The sequence below is a fragment of the Pontibacter sp. LHS1 genome, assembly GCF_058932855.1.
In genome coordinates this window covers 58,088-75,232 of sequence record NZ_JBZYWF010000008.1, presented here as the reverse complement: position 1 = coordinate 75,232, position 17,145 = coordinate 58,088, and the positions used below count along the sequence as shown (strand labels likewise).

Sequence of the window (17,145 nt, the reverse complement as noted above, 5' to 3'; positions counted from 1 at the left end):
ACCGTAAATTTTTAATTGAAAGAATAACCTAAAGAGATGATGATGGAATAAAGCCCGTTTGCATTGGCCGTGTTTCCATCGTTACCGCTCACGCGTGATAGAGCCAAGTCGATGTTCAGGCCGTTGTTCTCAAAGCCTACCCCGAAGTTTGGCTGCACCTTAGAGGACATGCTTCCGTTGAAATTGCGGAATTGCTGGTAGTTGTTGATACCTCCCCGCACAAATACTGTATTGGCATAGGCCAGTTCCATTCCTACATGCGGATCCACGGAGGCGAAGTCAGACTTGAGCAGCACGTTGCGCTTGCCGTCAAACGTAAAGTCAATGTCAGTAGCCAGTAAACCTGTAAACTTATCAGAGAACCTGAAGTTTTTGGCGGCTCCCAACACTAAGCGGGGCAGCGTAAGTTCGGCCGTACTCTCAGGCAGATCATTACCCGTCTGCTGGTAGGTAGCTTCCAGCGCCTCTACATTGTGGGTCCAGGCGGTGAAGGTAGTGGTTACGTCTTTGGCCATGAGGCCGAACTGCCACGTCCCACGGCGCAGTTGGGCGCCTGCATCAAAACCGAAGCCCCAGGCATTGGCAAACTCCCCCACATTGCGGTAGATTATCTTGGCGTTCACCCCCAGTGTTAGGCCTTGTACCAAGTTACTTTTACGAGCATAGGATAACAGCATAGCATAGTCTGCTACCGAAAAAAAGCGAATGCTGTCGTACTGGATGTAGCCGTACTCGTTTTGGAGGCGACGGGTGTCTACAATGTCGTCTACGCCGAGGCGTATAACCGAGACAGCAAGCGCACTACTAGAGTCGATGGGCATGGCGAAGCTGCCGAAGTCATTTTTTGCGATGCCTGCAAAGAGTTCTGAATGCATCAGGGCGATGTTGTACTTGTTGCGCAGCTGCAGCAAACCAGCGGGGTTCCAAAAGCCGGCTGTGGCATCATCGGCAACTGCGACCTGCACATTCCCCATACCAAGGGCCCGAGCCCCCACCCCGATATTTAAAAATTCATTGCTATACTTTGGAGTAGCTACCTGCGCCTGGGCAACACCACTCACAAAACATAGCACTAGCAATAGAACCGAAAGGGTAAATCTGGTGGTCATAGGCACAGGAATACAATCTCAAATGGGCTTTTCAGGATTATTCAAAAAAATTTCAGGCATAGGTTATAACCTGATCAATGGATGCAGTTTTGCCTCCTAACACCATAAAAAGCGAATAAGTTGATTTTAAACGACATTTTTTCGCATTCAAAAATAATCATTTTTATCCACAATTAGCTGCCGTTTAAACCCTTTGAAAAAACTTTCGTAATTATTTTTAAACAGTACCTTGTTTCACATAGTACCTTTTAATAACTTTGCTTCAACATTAAACGGAATCATCATGAAAGTAGAAAACACACAAGTGCAGATGCGGAAGGGAATTCTGGAGTTCTGCATACTGGAGATTATCTCTCGTGGTGAGGTATATGCGTCCGATATGTTGGAGGAGCTGACAGCTGCCAAGATGATAGTAGTGGAGGGAACTCTTTATCCTCTCCTTACTCGCCTCAAGAACGCGGGGCTTCTCGACTACAGTTGGGTCGAATCTACCTCTGGACCACCCCGCAAGTACTACACACTTACCGAGACCGGACGCACTTTTCTGGAACAACTCCGGGAAACATGGGGCGAACTGGTAGCTTCCACCGAATTCATCATCCACAACAAGAAAGCGCAGCAATCATGAAAAAGAACATAAACGTCAACCTGCAAGGCATTATCTTCCACATTGAGGAAGATGGGTATGAGCAACTTAGCCGCTATCTTGCTTCTATTCGCCATTACTTTTCGAGCTACGAAGGCCACGAGGAAATTGTAGCTGATATCGAGGCCCGCATCGCTGAGATTTTCTCGACGCGACTTTCTCCTGGCAAACAGGTCATCACTATAGAGGATGTACAGTCACTGATTGCCCAAATGGGCGATGTGACCGACTTCGAGATACTGGAGCCGATGGAAGAGGAAATGCCGCACGCCAAGCAAGCCTACAGAGCTGGTGCTCCTGAACCGGAGTACGCCGAAGCTGGCGGGGCCGCAGCCGCCGCCGCAACTGCCCGTCCGAAGCGTCTGTACCGCGATGCAAGCCGCAAAGTGATCAGCGGTGTATCATCAGGTATAGCCAATTACCTGAACGTAGACCCGGTGTGGATTCGCCTGATCTTCGTGTTCCTGGTAATCGGTACGCCGATCACAGACGGCATCTCGGGTTCTTTTGGTCTGATCCTATACATCATCCTCTGGATTGCGCTGCCTACAAATTACTCTTTGCCTGAAATTACGGTGAAGAAGCTGTTCCGCGACCCCGATGACAAGAAACTGGCTGGTGTAGCGAGCGGTATTGCCAAGTACTTCGGTGTAGATGTAGCGGTTATCCGCATTCTGTTCCTTGCCCTGATTTTCGCGGGTGGCTTTGGCTTGCTGGCTTACATCATCCTCTGGGTAGCGGTCCCGGAGGCGGCCAGCCTGACCGAACGTATGCAGATGCAGGGAAACCCGGTTACGCTGGCCAGTATTGAGCATACGCTGAAAGAGAACCTGAACATGAAGGACCATGACGGGGAAGAAAGCACTGCCGCAAAGGTACTGTTACTGCCTTTTCGCATCATCTCACAGGTAATCAATTGGCTTGGCCGTGCACTCGGTCCTATACTCGCCGTTCTGATTACACTCATCAGAGTAGCTGCCGGCATTACGCTTTTGATGATTTCTTTGGCCTTCACAGTGGCTCTTTTCACTTCCTTGTTTGTGTCTCTGGGCATAGTAGATGAACACAGCGCATTCATGATGGGTGATTTTCCGGCCTCCATCTTTCTGGAGGGCTTTCCCCGGCTCGGACTGGTGGCAGGTTTTTTTGTAGGACTTATTCCGATTCTGTTTCTCATCCTATTATCTATTGGCCTCTTGGCGAAGCGCTTCTTCATGCGCCCACTGGTAGGCTGGTCTTTGTTCGGTATCTGGCTGATCAGCCTGTTTACCATGATCGCCTTTATCGCGGCGCATGCGGAAAACTTCCGTCGCTCAGGCGAAGTGGTTACAACGCAGTCCTTCCCGGTTGGGCCATACCCTACTATCACGCTGGATGGGTATAACACGAACTCGTCTTATGAAAACCGCATCTATTTTGATGTGCAGGGACACCCTGGTTCCAACGTGGAGGTACAGCAACGCTTGCAAGCCAAAGGAAAAACGGAGGCCGAAGCACAGGAGAACGCCCGCATGGTAACCTACCGCGTGGTGCAAACTGACTCTACGCTCCGTTTCGACGACAGCTTCGAGTTTGCATCGGGGGCGGCTTACCGCAGCCAGCGCATGGACGTGACCTTGCTTATACCGCAAGATAAGCAGCTACGCCTGACCAGCAACTTCCTGCGTATGGTGCCGAGCAGCGCCTTCGAAGAAGAGTATAGCCGTGAAAAGACCCTGCGCAACCTGTGGCAGGTAAAAGGCAATCTGCTTGCCTGCATTACTTGCGCCTCTGATACGCTAGACGTAGCCGACAGTGACTTTGCCTACAATGCCGCTGCTACAATGGGTGCTGGCGGAAGCGTGCTGATGAACGAGTCAGAGTATAGCTCTAACAAACAGACTTACGATTTCAGCGACTTCAACGCCATCACTGTGAATGGAGCTTACCACGTACAGATTACCCAGGGCAGCAGCTATAACATCACTGCCAGTGGCAATGCGGATGATCTGGAAAAACTTGAAATCACTAAAAAAGGCGATGAACTGGTGATTGAGCACGAAAACAGAACCTTCAAACTCTTTGACAGACAGAAGACGGTGCTGATTCAGATAACGGTGCCTGAATTGCGAAGCCTCGATTTGAGTGGTGCTATCAAAGCGGATATCGGTCACATCAAATCACCAGAACTAAATCTTGCCCTAACAGGTGCTACTCAGGCTTTTGTAGATGTGAATGTGAACAGAATAAAAGCCGATATCGCCGGAGCTTCCAAAAGCACATTTTCAGGTCGTGCAGACTATGTGGACATGGATATTGCCGGAGCCAGCAAGATGGATGCCACCAGACTGGTAGCTAATTCAGTGGAGATTGATGCTGTTGGCGCCTGCTCCGCTGATGTACATGCCACCAACACACTGCGCGCCAACGCGGCAGGTGCCAGCAAAGTGCGCTACAGGGGCAACCCTAGTAACGTGGTAACTGACGTTGCAGGTGCTAGTAAAATTTCGCGCCTGTAGTAGCTCTACAAAAGGGGATAAGTTTAATCGACTTATCCCTTCTCTATACCTGCCACTAGTACAAGATAAAACTATGTTTAAGCTTATTTTTCTGCTCATGCTTGCTGCTGCCACTGCCATACTGGCCGGCTTCAAGCCACTGCAGGCGCAGCATCAAAACACTGCCAGTTGTGACGAGAAACTTGTCTCTTACCTGAACTGGAAGGAAACTCCAACTACAGAATGGTCACTGCAACTCACTACCAAAACCGGCGGCAAACTGCAGTACATCGGTGCCTCTCATTCTGATGACACTACGCACCAACAATTCGACATCATACGCCGCGCCTGGGAGTCTCAGAAGCCAACCATCGCTTTTTTTGAAGGACCGGACCGTGGCACAGCCGAATCAGCGGAAGAAACCATAGAAAAATTTGGTGAATCAGGCTTTGTCCGTTTCCTGGCAAAGGAACAAGGCATAAAGACACAGACGCTGGAACCTGGGCCTCAGGATGAAGTGAGTTACCTGATTTCGCTGAACAAATTCACCCCGGAGCAAATCAAGCTGTTCTTTATACTTCGTGAAGCAAGCCGGCTGCGGGAGCGAAAAGGGATGAACGAGGAGCAGATTAAGGCCGCAATTGCGCAGCTGCTTCAGAAGGCAAACAGCATGGTACCCGCTTTTGCCGATGTACTGCCTGACGTTAACTCGCTACAGCCAGCCTACAACAAATACTGGTCAGCACCGGCCAATTGGTGGGAAGCACCTTCAAGTTGGTTTACGCCGGGCGATGACGGGGAGAAAACCGGCGGCAAGTTCACCAACGAGATCAACCGCCATAGCAGCGAATTTCGCAACCTGCATATGTACAGGCTCCTGACCAATGCCGTGTTACGAGGTGAAAGCGTATTTGCGGTAGTAGGGCGTAATCATGTTCCGATGCAGGCACAGGCCATTCGCTGCGCCCTAAGCCAAAAATAAAAAACTGAGAGGGGGACAGCTTTACTGCTGTTCTCCTCTTTCGTTTGCCTGAAACAGTTTAGCTACTTTAAGGCCCTTCTCTTCTCCTCTTTTCAGCAGATAAGCATAGGCGTCTTCGAACTCATTTTTCACAGCTCCTTCCAGTATAGCCTCCGTCAAGACCTCCTTGAGCTCCCCTACTGTTTTAGATGGCTTCAGGTCGAAGGTCTCCATGATGATCTCACCTGTAATCACCGGCTGGAAATTGCGCAGCTTGTCGCTCTCCTCTACCTCTACTAGTCGCTTCTCCACCTTATCAAAGTTCTGCAGGTAGCGCTTTACCTTGCTGTCATTTTTGGACGTGATGTCGGCACGGCACAGTTTCATCAGCGCATCAATGTCGTCGCCCGCCTCAAACAGAAGTCTGCGTATAGCGGAGTCAGTAACTGTGTCTTTCACTAGCGCAATAGGGCGCAGGTGCAGGCGCACGAGTTTCTGAACAAACTTCATGTGCTCGTTCAGGGGCAGTTTCAGGTCTTTGAACAGCTTGGGCACCATACGTGCGCCACGCTCTTCGTGTCCATGAAAGGTCCAGCCTGCTTTCTCGTGGTAGCGTTTGGTGTCCGGCTTGGCGATGTCGTGCATGATGGCTGACCAGCGAAGCCACAGGTCATCCGACACCTCGGCCACATTGTCGAGCACCTGCAAGGTATGGTAGAAGTTATCTTTATGAGAGTTTCCTTTGATCGTCTCCACACCTTGCAATTCTGCCATTTTGGGAAAGATAAGTTGCAGAAGTCCAGAGGCGAAAAGAAGTTTAAAGCCGTATGAAGGCTGCGGGGAGAGCACGATCTTGTTCAGCTCGTCTGTGATCCGCTCCTGCGACACAATTTTGATGCGCTCCTTATTATCAATTATTGCGTCGAACGTATCGGGGGCAATATCGAAATTAAGCTGGGAGGCGAAGCGAATAGCCCGCATCATGCGCAGCGGGTCGTCGGAGAAGGTAATACCCGGCTCCAGCGGTGTGCGAATGATCTTGCGCTTCATGTCCTTTATACCCTCGAAGCGGTCAATCAGCTGGCCGTAGCTGTTTTTATTCAGGCTTATACCTAGCGCATTAATGGTGAAGTCGCGGCGCTTGAGATCATCTTCCAGCGTACCAGTTTCTACATCCGGCTTGCGGGATTCTTCGCGATACGATTCCTTGCGGGCACCCACAAATTCCACTTCCCACTCACCGGAGCGCAGCATGGCCGTACCGAAGTGTTTAAAAACTGACACCTTGGGCTTGTGCGGCAGCTTATGCGATACCCGCTCAGCCAGCTCGATGCCGTTGCCCACGCATACCACGTCAATATCTTTTGAGGGCCTTTTCAAGACCAGATCACGCACAAAGCCCCCAATCACATAGGCATCTACACCTACTTCCGCAGCTGCGGCGGCTACGGTATCGAATATGGGGTGCTCTGGTAATTTTATCGTATCCATTCAGAAAAATCAAAACCTCAGGCTGTACACAAAACATACGCCTGAGGCACAAAAATAAAGAGATAAATTCAGAGCATGGGTAAAATTTCAAAAGCAGGCTCTGAAACAAAGGTATAGCAAGTCTATGCTAATCATGCTATACTTAAACTTATTCTCTGATTATGCTCTGTTTGCCATTTTCATCAATTTTAATAATGCGTGACGGCCGTGCTTCCACTTCTTCATCCTGCCGCCACTGCACCACGTAATCTACCCGTTCCTTTATGGTAGCAGACACTTCAGCGAAAGTCCGCGGCGAGGGTTCACCGCTCACATTGGCTGAAGTTGACACCAGCGGGCGGCCGATTTGCTGCATCAGGCGGTGGCAAAACTCGTCTTTGGCAATGCGCATACCAATACTGCCATCTTCCGCGATCAGTTCTTTGGGCAGGTTCTGCGCGCCAGAGAGCACAAAAGTCGTCGGTCGCTCCTGTGACTCAGCTAACTGCTCAAAGTCCTCCGGTACATCGCGCACGTAGCGACGCAGCATGGCCACATCACTCACCAGCACGATCATCGACTTCGACTCTTCTCTCTCTTTGATCTTAAAGATCTTCCGGACAGCCGCTGCATTCTCAGCATCACAACCAATGCCCCATACCGTGTCAGTTGGGTATAAGATGACGTTGCCTACCAGCAACTCTTCCTCAGCCGCCTGTATCTCTTTCAGAAAGTGTTTCATTATCTAATTGTTGATTGTTGGTTGTTAATTGTTGATTCTACTTGCGCTTGTTCACATTGTTGAGAAAAACAATCAGCAATTAACAATCAACAATTTACTTAATCTCCTGCGTCAGTTCTATCAACACACCGTTGGCGCTTTTGGGGTGCACGAAGCACACCAGCTTGTTGTCGGCGCCTTTTTTGGGTGTTTCGTTCAGCAATGTAAAGCCTTCACCTTTCAGCCGCTCCATCTCTGCCAGTATATCTTTCACCTCAAAAGCGATGTGGTGTATACCTTCGCCGCGCTTTTCGATGAATTTACTGATAGCGCTGTCAGGCGTAGTGCCTTCTAAAAGCTCTATTTTAGTGCCGCCTACCTTAAAGAAAGAGGTGTTTACTGCCTCTGACTCCACAAACTCTGTCTTATAGGGCTCCACGCCCAGCAATTTAAAATACAGGGCATTTGCCTCACTAAAATTTTTAACTGCTATACCTATATGTTCTACGTTTACCATTTTCAATTTGTAATTAGTCTAAGTAACCTTTTTTTGTTAATTTTGCAGGGAATTCAAAACTAATAATTTCTCACAACTGTTAATCAGACAGGACAAAAAGAGATAAAAAATAGTGATATGCTAACATTTCCGATATACTTAGACAACAACGCCACTACGCCACTGGATCCACGCGTGTTGGAGGCCATGATGCCGTACCTTACTAATAAGTTTGGCAACGCCGCTTCCCGTAACCATGCATTCGGCTGGCATGCCGAAGAGGCTGTTGACTATGCCCGCGAGCAAATCGCATCCCTGATCAACTGTTCTCCAAAAGAGATCATTTTCACATCAGGCGCAACAGAATCAGACAACCTGGCTATCAAGGGTGTGTTTGAAATGTATGCTTCAAAAGGCAACCACATTATTACGGCTACCACAGAGCATAAAGCTGTGCTGGACACCTGCAAGCACATCGAGAAAATCGGTGGCAAAGTAACCTACCTGCCGGTAAATGCAGAAGGTCTGATCGACCTGAAGCAACTGGAAGAAGCCATCACAGACAAGACCATTCTGATTTCGATCATGTATGGCAACAACGAGGTGGGTGTTATCCAACCAATTCGCGAAATCTCTGCCATTGCCAAGAAGCACGGCATCCTGTTCTTTACAGATGCTACCCAGGCTGTTGGTAAGATTCCGGTAGACGTGGAAGCTGATGGTATCGACCTGATGGCGTTCTCTGGTCACAAAATGTACGGACCGAAGGGTGTAGGTGCGCTGTACGTGCGTCGCAAAAACCCACGTGTGAAAGTAACTGCCCAGATGGACGGTGGCGGACACGAGCGCGGTATGCGTTCTGGTACACTGAACGTGCCTGGTATTGTAGGTCTTGGTAAGGCTTGTGAGATTGCGAAGCAGGACATGGAAAAAGATACAGCCCGTCTTTCAGCTATGCGCGACAGATTAGAGAAAGAGCTTCTAACAATCGAGGAGTCTTATGTAAACGGTTCACGTGAACACCGTTTGCCGCACGTAACTAACATTTCCTTCAAGTATGTAGAGGGTGAAGGCCTAATGATGGGTGTAAAAGACATCGCCGTATCTTCCGGATCTGCCTGTACATCAGCCTCTTTAGAACCATCTTACGTATTAAAAGCGTTAGGTCTGAGTGACGACCTGGCACACTCTTCGCTGCGTTTTGGTTTGAGCCGCTTCACAACAGACGAGGAGATCGACTATGCCATCGACCACGTGAAAGAGGCTGTTGCCAAACTGCGTGAGATGTCGCCACTGTGGGAGATGTTTAAAGAAGGCATCGACCTGAACTCAATTGAGTGGGCGGAACACTAAGATTTAATTAGTAATGGGGGAATGAATAAAGATTAATTATTCTCCCCCTTATTATTCATTCATCAATAATAACTAGTAATAATAAATAGCTATGGCTTATTCAGATAAAGTAATCGATCATTATAACAACCCACGCAACGTTGGTACGCTTGACAAGGCGAAAAACAACGTGGGTACTGGCCTTGTAGGTGCGCCTGAGTGCGGTGACGTAATGCGCCTCCAGATTGAAGTAGACGAAAACCAGATCATCACCGATGCTAAGTTCAAGACATTCGGCTGTGGTTCTGCTATTGCTTCTTCTTCACTTGCTACCGAGTGGCTGAAAGGAAAGTCTGTCGACGAGGCCCTTTCCATTGACAATATGGACATAGTGGAAGAACTGGCATTGCCTCCTGTGAAGATTCACTGCTCTGTACTGGCTGAAGACGCAATCAAGTCTGCCATCAACGACTACAGAGTTAAGAACGGCCTTCCAGCACTGGAAATGCCGAAGTCTCACCACTAAGACACAGACTCGCGCATGGAGTCAACGACCGAGGTGCACGTAGAAAGTGCCCGCATTCAAAAGCAGATTGAGAACCACTTAGGCTTAAGCGGTGACAGTCTGCTTTTCGAATTCAGACAGATGGATAATAAAGTGCGTCTGGACCTTATTACGGTGAACCCACGCCACCACCAGTCATTCCTGTTCCATACAGAAACAGGGTATGATAAAGTGGACGTGCTTCGCCGGATGCTGGACTACGTACAGAGTTATAAAGAGAAAGAGAGCCCCTATACCGTGCAGTGGATGGCTCGCGGAGATAAGGAGTTGAATACTTCCTACTTCCGGGCACGTAATATGTACGAGGCTCTCGACAAATTATACTTTGGCCGCGATATGAATACCATAACTGTTTTCAGTGTGGTGCTGAATCCGGTATCTTAAAGAAAGAATTGTTATGATAACAGTATCAGATAAAGCAAAAGAGAAGGTATTGAAGCTGAAGCAGGATGCGCAGCTTGACGATACGTTTCGCCTGCGCGCATCTGTAGCCGGAGGCGGCTGTTCCGGACTCTCCTATAACCTCGACTTCGACGATGAGGTAAAGCCAATGGACCAGGAGTTTGAAGACAAAGGCATAAAGGTAGTGGTAGACATGAAGAGCTTTCTGTACCTGGCTGGTACCGAGCTTGACTTCTCGGACGGCCTGAACGGCAAGGGCTTCTACTTCAACAACCCGAACGCCTCCCGTACCTGCGGTTGCGGCGATAGCTTCTCCGTTTAAAAATAACAGCAGCTTATACAGAGCAGAAGGGCCAGCTAAACTTAGCTGGCCCTTCTGCTTTTATACCTATTACAGGCGCAGGTATAGCTCCATTATAGGTATAGTTATCTCTTCAAAAATCGTAGTGACTGCCTCTCACCTATTTCATTTGAAAGCACCAAAGTATAGTTGCCATGCCCTAGGCGGCTAACATCCAACAAGTGAGTATAGCCTTTCAGACTTTGGCGAAGGACAACGCGTCCCATCTTGTCATACACAGCCGCATCATAAGATAAATGAGCAAGCGGGAGCTCCACTTTCAACTCCTGTTGTGCGAGTGTTGGATACACAAAGGTCGCTTTGGCTTGCTGATTGGATACTGCAATTACGCTGGTGTAGGTATAAGTCAGATCTTCGTCGACTTGCTTGAGCCGGTAATAAGATGTACCTAGCAATGGCTCCCGATCGGCAAAGATATAGTGGGTGGTTAAGCTGGTAGTGCCCCGTGCGTTTACTATACCGATAGTTGTGAAATTCTTTGCATCAGCACTTCGCTCTATTTCAAAATGGCGGCTGTCTTGTTCTGAGGCAGTTGTCCAGTTCAGCTCAACTGCTTTGCCTTTCATCTGGGCTGTAAATTTGGTAAGTTCTACTGGGAGTGGGATGTAGTCGGGGGCAAAATTCCAGGTAATTTGCACATCATCAATAGCCAATCCGTGGTCTTGGTGGAGCTCATCCGGATCGTACCAGCGCAACATCACATAATGCCCATCAGGTATCACTTCGGGCAAGGTATAGATGAATTCTTTTCGGTTCTGAGGTAGATTGCCATTGACATGTCCAGCTGTACTCTTTATTACAGGACTATTGAATTGCATGGACGGAACAGTAGTCCATCTCGGAGTGCTGAGTTTAACGGCTAAATTAAAAGAAGAAGGATATTCAGCAATAGAATAAGTAAAAAGCAAGCGTTGAACATCTGTATTCGAGCTACCTGAACGCCATTGCTCAGCGGCATATGCTATGTCTAACTCCGTAATTGTCCTTCCGGAAGTATTTTGTAAAAGGAGATTGTAAGTAATCTCTATGCCCGATGCGGTTAAGGCACCGAGGGCTCTATCAGTCGCACCCGTATTTCCATAGCTATAAAGGCCACCAGTATTAGACGAGCCATTATTAACCATGATAACGTTGCTCGACGTGGATCGATGCACGGCCCAACCATCTGGCAGAAAAGCATTACTCCCCAGCTGATATTCCCCAGATACAGCAGGTAGTGTGTTAAAATCCTGCATGTAAGTTGTTCCCAACTGCCCCATTTCAATTGCTTGTGCATTAGCTTTTTGTGCACATACCCAAGACACGAGCAAGATGTACACTTTCGCACATCTTACCCATGTAGTCCCTTCTTTCATTTTGGCTAAAAGTAAATTTTTCGAATACTGAAGTAATGCTATTGATGATAGAATTTGTTCAGTAACCCTTTGCCAATTTTATAAGTTCAAAAAAGACAAAAATTGAGTTTACTTTATTCAATGGTTATACATTGAATAAAGTAAACTCAAGCACTTCTTGATCAACGCCTGATGGATTGAAATAACAACTAAGCCAATGAATAAAAAGGATTTCTTTAGGGAGGAAAAATCAACATTAAATACCATAATCAAGAGTAAACATCCGCCTTACTCTTCCCTGGTAACAATTTGATTCAAATTAGCAGTTTTGAAATGCTGGTATACCCGCAGCACAATGGCAAGCGCCACAGCAGCCTCAGCAGCGGCGACAAGGATAACGAAGAGTGAAAATAACTGCCCCTGCATCAGCATCGGGTCGTGACGGCCAAAGGCAATTAGGTTCAGATTGGCGGCATTGAAGATTAATTCTATACCCATCAGCACCACCACTGCATGGCGCTTGGTAATAACAGCCAAAATGCCAATGGTGAACAAAGCGGCACTTAATAGCAGGATGTGTTCTAAAGGAACCTGATTTAACATTATACCTTCTGTTTGTCAGTGGCAATATAAGCTGCTCCCATCAGGGCAATAAGCAACAACAAGGAGGCTATTTCGAAGGGTAGCACAAAGTCAGTCATCAGCTTAATACCGATATGCTGTACCGTGCTTTTCTGGCCTGCCAGCACATCAGTGTCAGCTTGTTGCAGCCAGGGGAGTGAACTGAAACCTGCCTGCCAAATGGTATAGCCAAGCCCTAAGAGTGTGAGCAGTGCAATCGTAACTCCCCATCCTACATTTACATTCTCCGACATGACAGACTTGTCGTGTACCCGGCTGCTGAGCATGATACCGAAAAGGATTAGCACCAGTACGCCGCCCACATATACCATCAGCTGGGTAACGGCTACAAAATCAGCGAAGAGCAACACGAAAATAGCAGCCACACTCAACAAAGTGAGCAGCAGTGAGAAGCCGGCATACAACAGGTTCCGCGTCAGCACCATGTAGGCACCTGAAACTATGGCTAGTAGAGCAAAAACGTAGAATAGCATCTTCTCTTATAATTCGTCTGTTTTTAGATACCTGGTTTGTCAAATGCGAGCTGATTCATGGAAGCCATTCCCAATCATCAGATCCAGCATTTATTGTAACCGTATAGCAATTTAACAATTTAATTTACTGTTGCTTCCGGGCCGCTAGTGCCGCGGCTTTGGCTGCGGCCATTTCTTCCTGCTGCTTCTGTAGCAATTGCTTCTTCTCCTCTGCCTGCTCCGGAGTAAGGTCAGTGAAGTGGTAGATCATATTCTTAATATCCACTTCAGCGAAATCGTATACTGGAGTCATGGTGAGGCAGTCGGTTGGACAAACGGTGGTGCACAGGCCGCAGTAGCAGCACTTGGCCATGTCGATATCGAACACGGGAGCGTACAGGCGTTTCTTGGTGCCGTCAGAGGTCAACCCAATTTCCTCAGTCGCCTTCACCGATTCAATAGTAATGCAGTTTACGGGACAGATCTTGGCACAAAGATCGCACACAATACAATCGTCGATCTCGTTGTGCAGGCGATAGCGACCATTCTCCGGAACAGGTATAGCCTCGTAGGGGTAGGTAAGTGTCACCAGTCCCTCCGGTTGCTTAAAGTAGTTCTCGTCCATGACCGGTACGGGCGCACGTCGCTTGTCTGCATTTCTAAAATGCCGCCAGGTTAGTTGCAAGCCGCTTAGCAGCGACTTTACTACTTCCCAAAACCCGGTTTTATGTTGAACAGACGATTTTTCCATATCTTATTTGAAAGGGTACAAGCCGAAACACACCCCTGCCCCTCCCAAGAGGGGAACAAATTATTAATGCTCTTACTTCTAAACTCCTGGACTCAAACCATTAGCAAACGCCAGATGCCAGCCAGCAAAACTATACCTAGCGCAATGGGTGTCAACACCTTCCAGCACAGGTGCATGAGCTGATCCACACGCAGGCGCGGATAAGTCCAGCGGATCTGCAATTGCAGGAACAGCAGCACAAAGGTCTTGCTTAGCAGCCAGAAGCCACCCCACAGTATACCTGAAAGTGACCCCACTGTGCCTGTTGTCCAGTCGGCAAACTTCAGCATTGTGAGGTTCGGCAAAGGAGTGTTCCAGCTACCGAGGAAAAGAATGACTGCTACCAGGCTCACCAGCACCATCATGCTATACTCTGCCAGAAACAGCACGGCAAACCGGAAGCCTGAGTACTCCACATGAAAACCGGCTACCAACTCCGACTCCGCTTCAGGTATATCAAACGGTGCCCGGTTACTTTCTGCCAGGGATGCGATAAAATAGATTACAAAGGCCACCAGCAAAAGCGGAGCTCTGAAGATGTTCCAGGTGGTGATACCTCCTATGTTTGTCGTGTTTATACCCAGTGCTTCGATGCCAAAGAGCCAGTTCGTTTCAAATTCAAGTCCGGGAAAGCGATTTAGCAATATACCTTGCTGGTAGCTAATTTCCTGAAAATCGAGTGACTGGCAGATCATCACAACAGAGAGGATGGCCAATCCGGCTGGTATCTCATACGACACAATTTGTGCCACCGATCGCATGGCACCCAGCATGGCGTACTTGTTATTGGAGCCCCAACCTGCCATTAGTAGCCCCACCACATCCAAAGAAATAATGGCCAGCAGGTAAAACACGCCGATGCCAATGCCGGCAGGTATAAGATCAGGTGTAAAAGGTATAACGGCAAAGCCTGCGAATACTGCGGCAAAGATCAGGATAGGGGCCAGTTTGAATAGCTTCATGTCAGCCGCAGCAGGCACAATATCTTCTTTCTGCAGCAGCTTTAGCACGTCCAGTACCGATTGCAGCGAGCCGTAGGGTCCGGCTTCGGTTGGCCCCAGGCGATCTTGCATAAAGGCCGCTACCTTGCGTTCCGCATACGCCAGCACAATGACGATACCCAGCAGTAGCATAAGTGTCAGCAGAAAGGCAAGCATAAGCGTTAGGGTTTATGAACGGGCAAAGGTAGTTTTTAATGTGCTAATGTGCTAGTAGAGCAAGAAACTACAGGCAGGTTTAGCTTATTTGAAAATGAAGTCTTAATAAACCGGCTGTTGCTCAGCTGACCATAACTATATCCCGTTAGCAGCTGTAAGGATTATTGGCTCTCCGTCTGTTATCAGGATCGTGTGCTCGTGCTGCGCTACAAAAGCACCTGCATCAGCCAGTAGTGTCCAGCCGTCGCCTTTCTCGTGCACGTAGCTTCCTTTTGTAGAAATGAAGGTTTCTACAGCCACCACGGTGTTTTTCCGAAACCTTCGGGTCTCCTGTTTGTCATAGAAGCATGGAATCTCGTGCGGCTCTTCGTGTAGGCTGCGCCCTACACCATGGCCGACCAGATTTTTGATCACTTTAAAGCCGTTCTTCTTTGCGTCTGTCTCTATAATGCGGCCTATTTCAGCTATCTTTTTGCCTCCTTTTATTTCCTTCAGCGCTTTATACAGTGCCGTGACAGAAGCATCTACCAGCTTGCTCAAACCATGAATGTCTTCTCCTAAGATAAAAGAACCGCCGTTATCAGCGTAATATCCATTGAGTTCCGCCGACACATCTATGTTTACCAGGTCCCCCTCTCTAAGAACGGTTTTATCAGAGGGAATACCGTGTGCAGCTTCATTGTTGATACTGATACAGGTATAGCCGGGGAAATCATAGGTGATCTTGGGTGCCGACTGCGCATGGTAAGACTGCAGCAGCTTGTATCCGAACTCATCCAACTCTTTTGTTGTCATACCTGGCTTGGCATGTTCACGCATTTTTCTGAGCGTGACAGCCACAGCCTCACTCACCTTTTTTATACCTTCCAGGTCCTCATTTGAGTCTATTGACATAGCTATACCTATTTTAGGATTTATAAATATTACCCTTCCACCAGATGCGGCACAAACTGAGATAAGTTGGTGATGATGCCTTTTTCGCGCCGAAAACCGATAGCGGCTCCTTCGCCTGACCAGAACACACCGGCCTGGTACTGGTAGCCCTTACTGTCTTCGGGCAGATCGCACCAGCGCTGGTATACCTGCTGCTGCTTGGCATAGTCGCCACGCACTTTGGTTACGCGACCGCGGTCTACGACCTCTACGCTTTGTCCTTCACGGCCGAAGTAAGGCTTTTTGATGTACTTACCTGTCAGTGGCTCGATGTCTGCCTCCAGCAGAAGAGGGTGGTACGGAAATGCCTTCCAAAGCCAGGCCAGCATGCCTTTGCTCTGGAACAGCAAGGTATAGGCCGGGTTGGCAATTGTGATAGTGCGGGAACGGGAGAGCAATGTCAGGGTTTGCAGCAGCTCAGGTTCTTCCCAGGCAATCTGTTCCCATGGCAGCAGCTTGAATAGAAATGGAAACTGCCGCCACTGCTCTGACTCCACTTGTGCCCACACGCCTTTTTCGTCACCCTCTGTAGAGAAGCTCACCTCCTCGATCGGACACAGATGGGCTTCAAAACCAGCTTCGTTGGCAGCCTGGGTTATGACCGAGCAGTTGGCTTCGTCCTCGGCACTTGCCCCAATGTAAGTAACGAGCAAGGCAGGGGCTAGGTCTTCGTTGCGTTCGCGCCATACCCTGAGCTGTTCTACCAAGGCTTCGTACAAACCAGAATACTGCAGGGCATCGTTTTTGCCAGCAGCGGCCAGACTAGCCCATTGCACTACAGCGGTTTCAGGTATAGAAGTAGCGGTATCGGCGTTAAACTCCAGCATTTTAGGGCCATCAGGCGTCATCGCCAAATCAAAGCGGCCGTACAGATGCACCTGACGGTCGTCGCTCCATGAATGGCGTACCAGTTGCCACAGGTTCTCAGGTATACCCAGCACCTGCAGGAAGGCATCCGGGAGATCATTCGGGATAGCCTGCACCATCATGTTGTAAAGTGAGCTGGCGGCGTCAAGCAGTTCTTCGGCTTCGTCCTCCGTAATCACCACTGCCTCGCCAGGCACATAGTTGGCGCAGCCGTCTTCTACACACCACTCCCAGCCTAGTCCGCGCACTGCCTTCTCCACATCGCCTGTGTGGGGTTTTACCTGGATGCTCGTCTTAGAATTTTCTAGCATGAAATACTCTGAAATAAAAGGTTGATACGCAAATGAAGGTATCGGCACAAGCAGCATAGCTTATACTGATACCTTCCATACAAGGCATGTTCCCTAAAAGGAGCACACCGCTATACCTG

Annotated in this window: 18 protein-coding genes; 7 read left to right on the top strand and 11 right to left on the bottom strand. The window is 48.6% G+C overall.

Features of this window, described 5'->3' with window-relative positions:
• Nucleotides 1-11 precede the first annotated feature (11 nt).
• Entirely contained in the window at nt 12-1,109 is a 1,098-nt protein-coding gene (locus AC5FXQ_RS15780) for a putative type IX sorting system protein PorV2 (RefSeq protein ID WP_493603383.1), read from the bottom strand.
• A 283-nt stretch (nt 1,110-1,392) separates the two neighbouring features.
• Between AC5FXQ_RS15780 and AC5FXQ_RS15775 the strand changes: the two genes are divergently transcribed.
• The 3 genes from AC5FXQ_RS15775 (at nt 1,393) to AC5FXQ_RS15765 (ending at nt 5,214) form a co-directional block, all read left to right on the top strand.
• Complete coding sequence (locus AC5FXQ_RS15775) at nt 1,393-1,737, top strand: PadR family transcriptional regulator (protein WP_493603382.1); 345 nt, start codon at nt 1,393-1,395, stop codon at nt 1,735-1,737.
• Nucleotides 1,734-4,253, top strand: a complete 2,520-nt coding sequence (locus AC5FXQ_RS15770; RefSeq protein WP_493603381.1) for a GIN domain-containing protein — start codon at nt 1,734-1,736, stop codon at nt 4,251-4,253. Before AC5FXQ_RS15775 ends, AC5FXQ_RS15770 begins: the two co-directional genes overlap by 4 nt.
• Before the next feature lie 73 nt (nt 4,254-4,326).
• Complete coding sequence (locus tag AC5FXQ_RS15765; protein ID WP_493603380.1) at nt 4,327-5,214, top strand: hypothetical protein; 888 nt, start codon at nt 4,327-4,329, stop codon at nt 5,212-5,214.
• 21 nt (nt 5,215-5,235) lie between these two features.
• On the opposite strand, the gene AC5FXQ_RS15760 is transcribed toward AC5FXQ_RS15765, so the two are convergent.
• The 3 genes from AC5FXQ_RS15760 to mce all read right to left on the bottom strand — a co-directional run bounded on the left by AC5FXQ_RS15760 (nt 5,236) and on the right by mce (nt 7,901).
• Nucleotides 5,236-6,684 (bottom strand): CCA tRNA nucleotidyltransferase, encoded by a 1,449-nt coding sequence (locus AC5FXQ_RS15760; RefSeq protein WP_493603379.1) that lies wholly within the window; start codon nt 6,682-6,684, stop codon nt 5,236-5,238.
• A gap of 148 nt (nt 6,685-6,832) precedes the next feature.
• Entirely contained in the window at nt 6,833-7,405 is a 573-nt protein-coding gene (locus AC5FXQ_RS15755) for an L-threonylcarbamoyladenylate synthase (protein WP_493603378.1), read from the bottom strand.
• Nucleotides 7,406-7,499: 94 nt separating this feature from the next.
• Nucleotides 7,500-7,901 carry a methylmalonyl-CoA epimerase gene (mce, locus tag AC5FXQ_RS15750; RefSeq protein ID WP_493603377.1) on the bottom strand — a complete coding sequence of 134 codons (402 nt, stop codon included), beginning with the start codon at nt 7,899-7,901 and terminating at the stop codon, nt 7,500-7,502.
• Between the two features lie 117 nt (nt 7,902-8,018).
• On the opposite strand from mce, the gene AC5FXQ_RS15745 reads away from it, so the two are divergent.
• The 4 genes from AC5FXQ_RS15745 (at nt 8,019) to AC5FXQ_RS15730 (ending at nt 10,501) form a co-directional block, all read left to right on the top strand.
• The gene (locus AC5FXQ_RS15745) at nt 8,019-9,233 is read left to right on the top strand and encodes an IscS subfamily cysteine desulfurase (protein ID WP_493603376.1); all 1,215 of its coding nucleotides are present in this window, start codon (nt 8,019-8,021) and stop codon (nt 9,231-9,233) included.
• A gap of 91 nt (nt 9,234-9,324) precedes the next feature.
• Nucleotides 9,325-9,738 (top strand): Fe-S cluster assembly scaffold IscU, encoded by a 414-nt coding sequence (iscU, locus tag AC5FXQ_RS15740; protein WP_018478387.1) that lies wholly within the window; start codon nt 9,325-9,327, stop codon nt 9,736-9,738.
• Nucleotides 9,739-9,753: 15 nt separating this feature from the next.
• On the top strand, nt 9,754-10,161 hold the full coding sequence (locus tag AC5FXQ_RS15735; protein WP_493603375.1) for a hypothetical protein: 408 nt from the start codon (nt 9,754-9,756) through the stop codon (nt 10,159-10,161).
• 13 nt (nt 10,162-10,174) lie between these two features.
• Nucleotides 10,175-10,501: a HesB/IscA family protein gene (locus AC5FXQ_RS15730; RefSeq protein ID WP_007656691.1), complete on the top strand. Its 327-nt coding sequence runs from the start codon at nt 10,175-10,177 to the stop codon at nt 10,499-10,501.
• A gap of 104 nt (nt 10,502-10,605) precedes the next feature.
• Here AC5FXQ_RS15730 and AC5FXQ_RS15725 read toward each other — a convergent pair whose 3' ends face one another.
• The 7 genes from AC5FXQ_RS15725 to AC5FXQ_RS15695 form a co-directional block, all read right to left on the bottom strand.
• Complete coding sequence (locus AC5FXQ_RS15725) at nt 10,606-11,895, bottom strand: T9SS type A sorting domain-containing protein (protein WP_493603374.1); 1,290 nt, start codon at nt 11,893-11,895, stop codon at nt 10,606-10,608.
• 267 nt (nt 11,896-12,162) lie between these two features.
• Nucleotides 12,163-12,477, bottom strand: a complete 315-nt coding sequence (gene nuoK, locus AC5FXQ_RS15720) for an NADH-quinone oxidoreductase subunit NuoK (RefSeq protein WP_493603373.1) — start codon at nt 12,475-12,477, stop codon at nt 12,163-12,165.
• Entirely contained in the window at nt 12,477-12,989 is a 513-nt protein-coding gene (locus AC5FXQ_RS15715) for an NADH-quinone oxidoreductase subunit J family protein (RefSeq protein WP_493603372.1), read from the bottom strand. The genes nuoK and AC5FXQ_RS15715 overlap by 1 nt, the downstream gene beginning before the upstream one ends.
• A 124-nt stretch (nt 12,990-13,113) precedes the next feature.
• Nucleotides 13,114-13,719 (bottom strand): NuoI/complex I 23 kDa subunit family protein, encoded by a 606-nt coding sequence (locus AC5FXQ_RS15710; protein WP_493603371.1) that lies wholly within the window; start codon nt 13,717-13,719, stop codon nt 13,114-13,116.
• Between the two features lie 92 nt (nt 13,720-13,811).
• Entirely contained in the window at nt 13,812-14,915 is a 1,104-nt protein-coding gene (locus AC5FXQ_RS15705) for a complex I subunit 1/NuoH family protein (protein WP_493603370.1), read from the bottom strand.
• 135 nt (nt 14,916-15,050) lie between these two features.
• A complete protein-coding gene (gene map, locus AC5FXQ_RS15700; protein ID WP_493603369.1) occupies nt 15,051-15,809 on the bottom strand; it encodes a type I methionyl aminopeptidase in 759 nt (252 codons plus the stop codon).
• A 29-nt stretch (nt 15,810-15,838) separates the two neighbouring features.
• Nucleotides 15,839-17,026, bottom strand: a complete 1,188-nt coding sequence (locus tag AC5FXQ_RS15695; RefSeq protein WP_493603368.1) for a glutathionylspermidine synthase family protein — start codon at nt 17,024-17,026, stop codon at nt 15,839-15,841.
• Nucleotides 17,027-17,145 lie beyond the last annotated feature (119 nt).

Coding starts and splice junctions, on each gene's coding strand:
- AC5FXQ_RS15780 (WP_493603383.1), bottom strand. CDS start 1,109: ATGACCACCAGATTTACCCTTTCGGTTCTATTGCTAGTGCTATGTTTT.
- AC5FXQ_RS15775 (WP_493603382.1), top strand. CDS start 1,393: ATGAAAGTAGAAAACACACAAGTGCAGATGCGGAAGGGAATTCTGGAG.
- AC5FXQ_RS15770 (WP_493603381.1), top strand. CDS start 1,734: ATGAAAAAGAACATAAACGTCAACCTGCAAGGCATTATCTTCCACATT.
- AC5FXQ_RS15765 (WP_493603380.1), top strand. CDS start 4,327: ATGTTTAAGCTTATTTTTCTGCTCATGCTTGCTGCTGCCACTGCCATA.
- AC5FXQ_RS15760 (WP_493603379.1), bottom strand. CDS start 6,684: ATGGATACGATAAAATTACCAGAGCACCCCATATTCGATACCGTAGCC.
- AC5FXQ_RS15755 (WP_493603378.1), bottom strand. CDS start 7,405: ATGAAACACTTTCTGAAAGAGATACAGGCGGCTGAGGAAGAGTTGCTG.
- mce (WP_493603377.1), bottom strand. CDS start 7,901: ATGGTAAACGTAGAACATATAGGTATAGCAGTTAAAAATTTTAGTGAG.
- AC5FXQ_RS15745 (WP_493603376.1), top strand. CDS start 8,019: ATGCTAACATTTCCGATATACTTAGACAACAACGCCACTACGCCACTG.
- iscU (WP_018478387.1), top strand. CDS start 9,325: ATGGCTTATTCAGATAAAGTAATCGATCATTATAACAACCCACGCAAC.
- AC5FXQ_RS15735 (WP_493603375.1), top strand. CDS start 9,754: ATGGAGTCAACGACCGAGGTGCACGTAGAAAGTGCCCGCATTCAAAAG.
- AC5FXQ_RS15730 (WP_007656691.1), top strand. CDS start 10,175: ATGATAACAGTATCAGATAAAGCAAAAGAGAAGGTATTGAAGCTGAAG.
- AC5FXQ_RS15725 (WP_493603374.1), bottom strand. CDS start 11,895: ATGAAAGAAGGGACTACATGGGTAAGATGTGCGAAAGTGTACATCTTG.
- nuoK (WP_493603373.1), bottom strand. CDS start 12,477: ATGTTAAATCAGGTTCCTTTAGAACACATCCTGCTATTAAGTGCCGCT.
- AC5FXQ_RS15715 (WP_493603372.1), bottom strand. CDS start 12,989: ATGCTATTCTACGTTTTTGCTCTACTAGCCATAGTTTCAGGTGCCTAC.
- AC5FXQ_RS15710 (WP_493603371.1), bottom strand. CDS start 13,719: ATGGAAAAATCGTCTGTTCAACATAAAACCGGGTTTTGGGAAGTAGTA.
- AC5FXQ_RS15705 (WP_493603370.1), bottom strand. CDS start 14,915: ATGCTTGCCTTTCTGCTGACACTTATGCTACTGCTGGGTATCGTCATT.
- map (WP_493603369.1), bottom strand. CDS start 15,809: ATGTCAATAGACTCAAATGAGGACCTGGAAGGTATAAAAAAGGTGAGT.
- AC5FXQ_RS15695 (WP_493603368.1), bottom strand. CDS start 17,026: ATGCTAGAAAATTCTAAGACGAGCATCCAGGTAAAACCCCACACAGGC.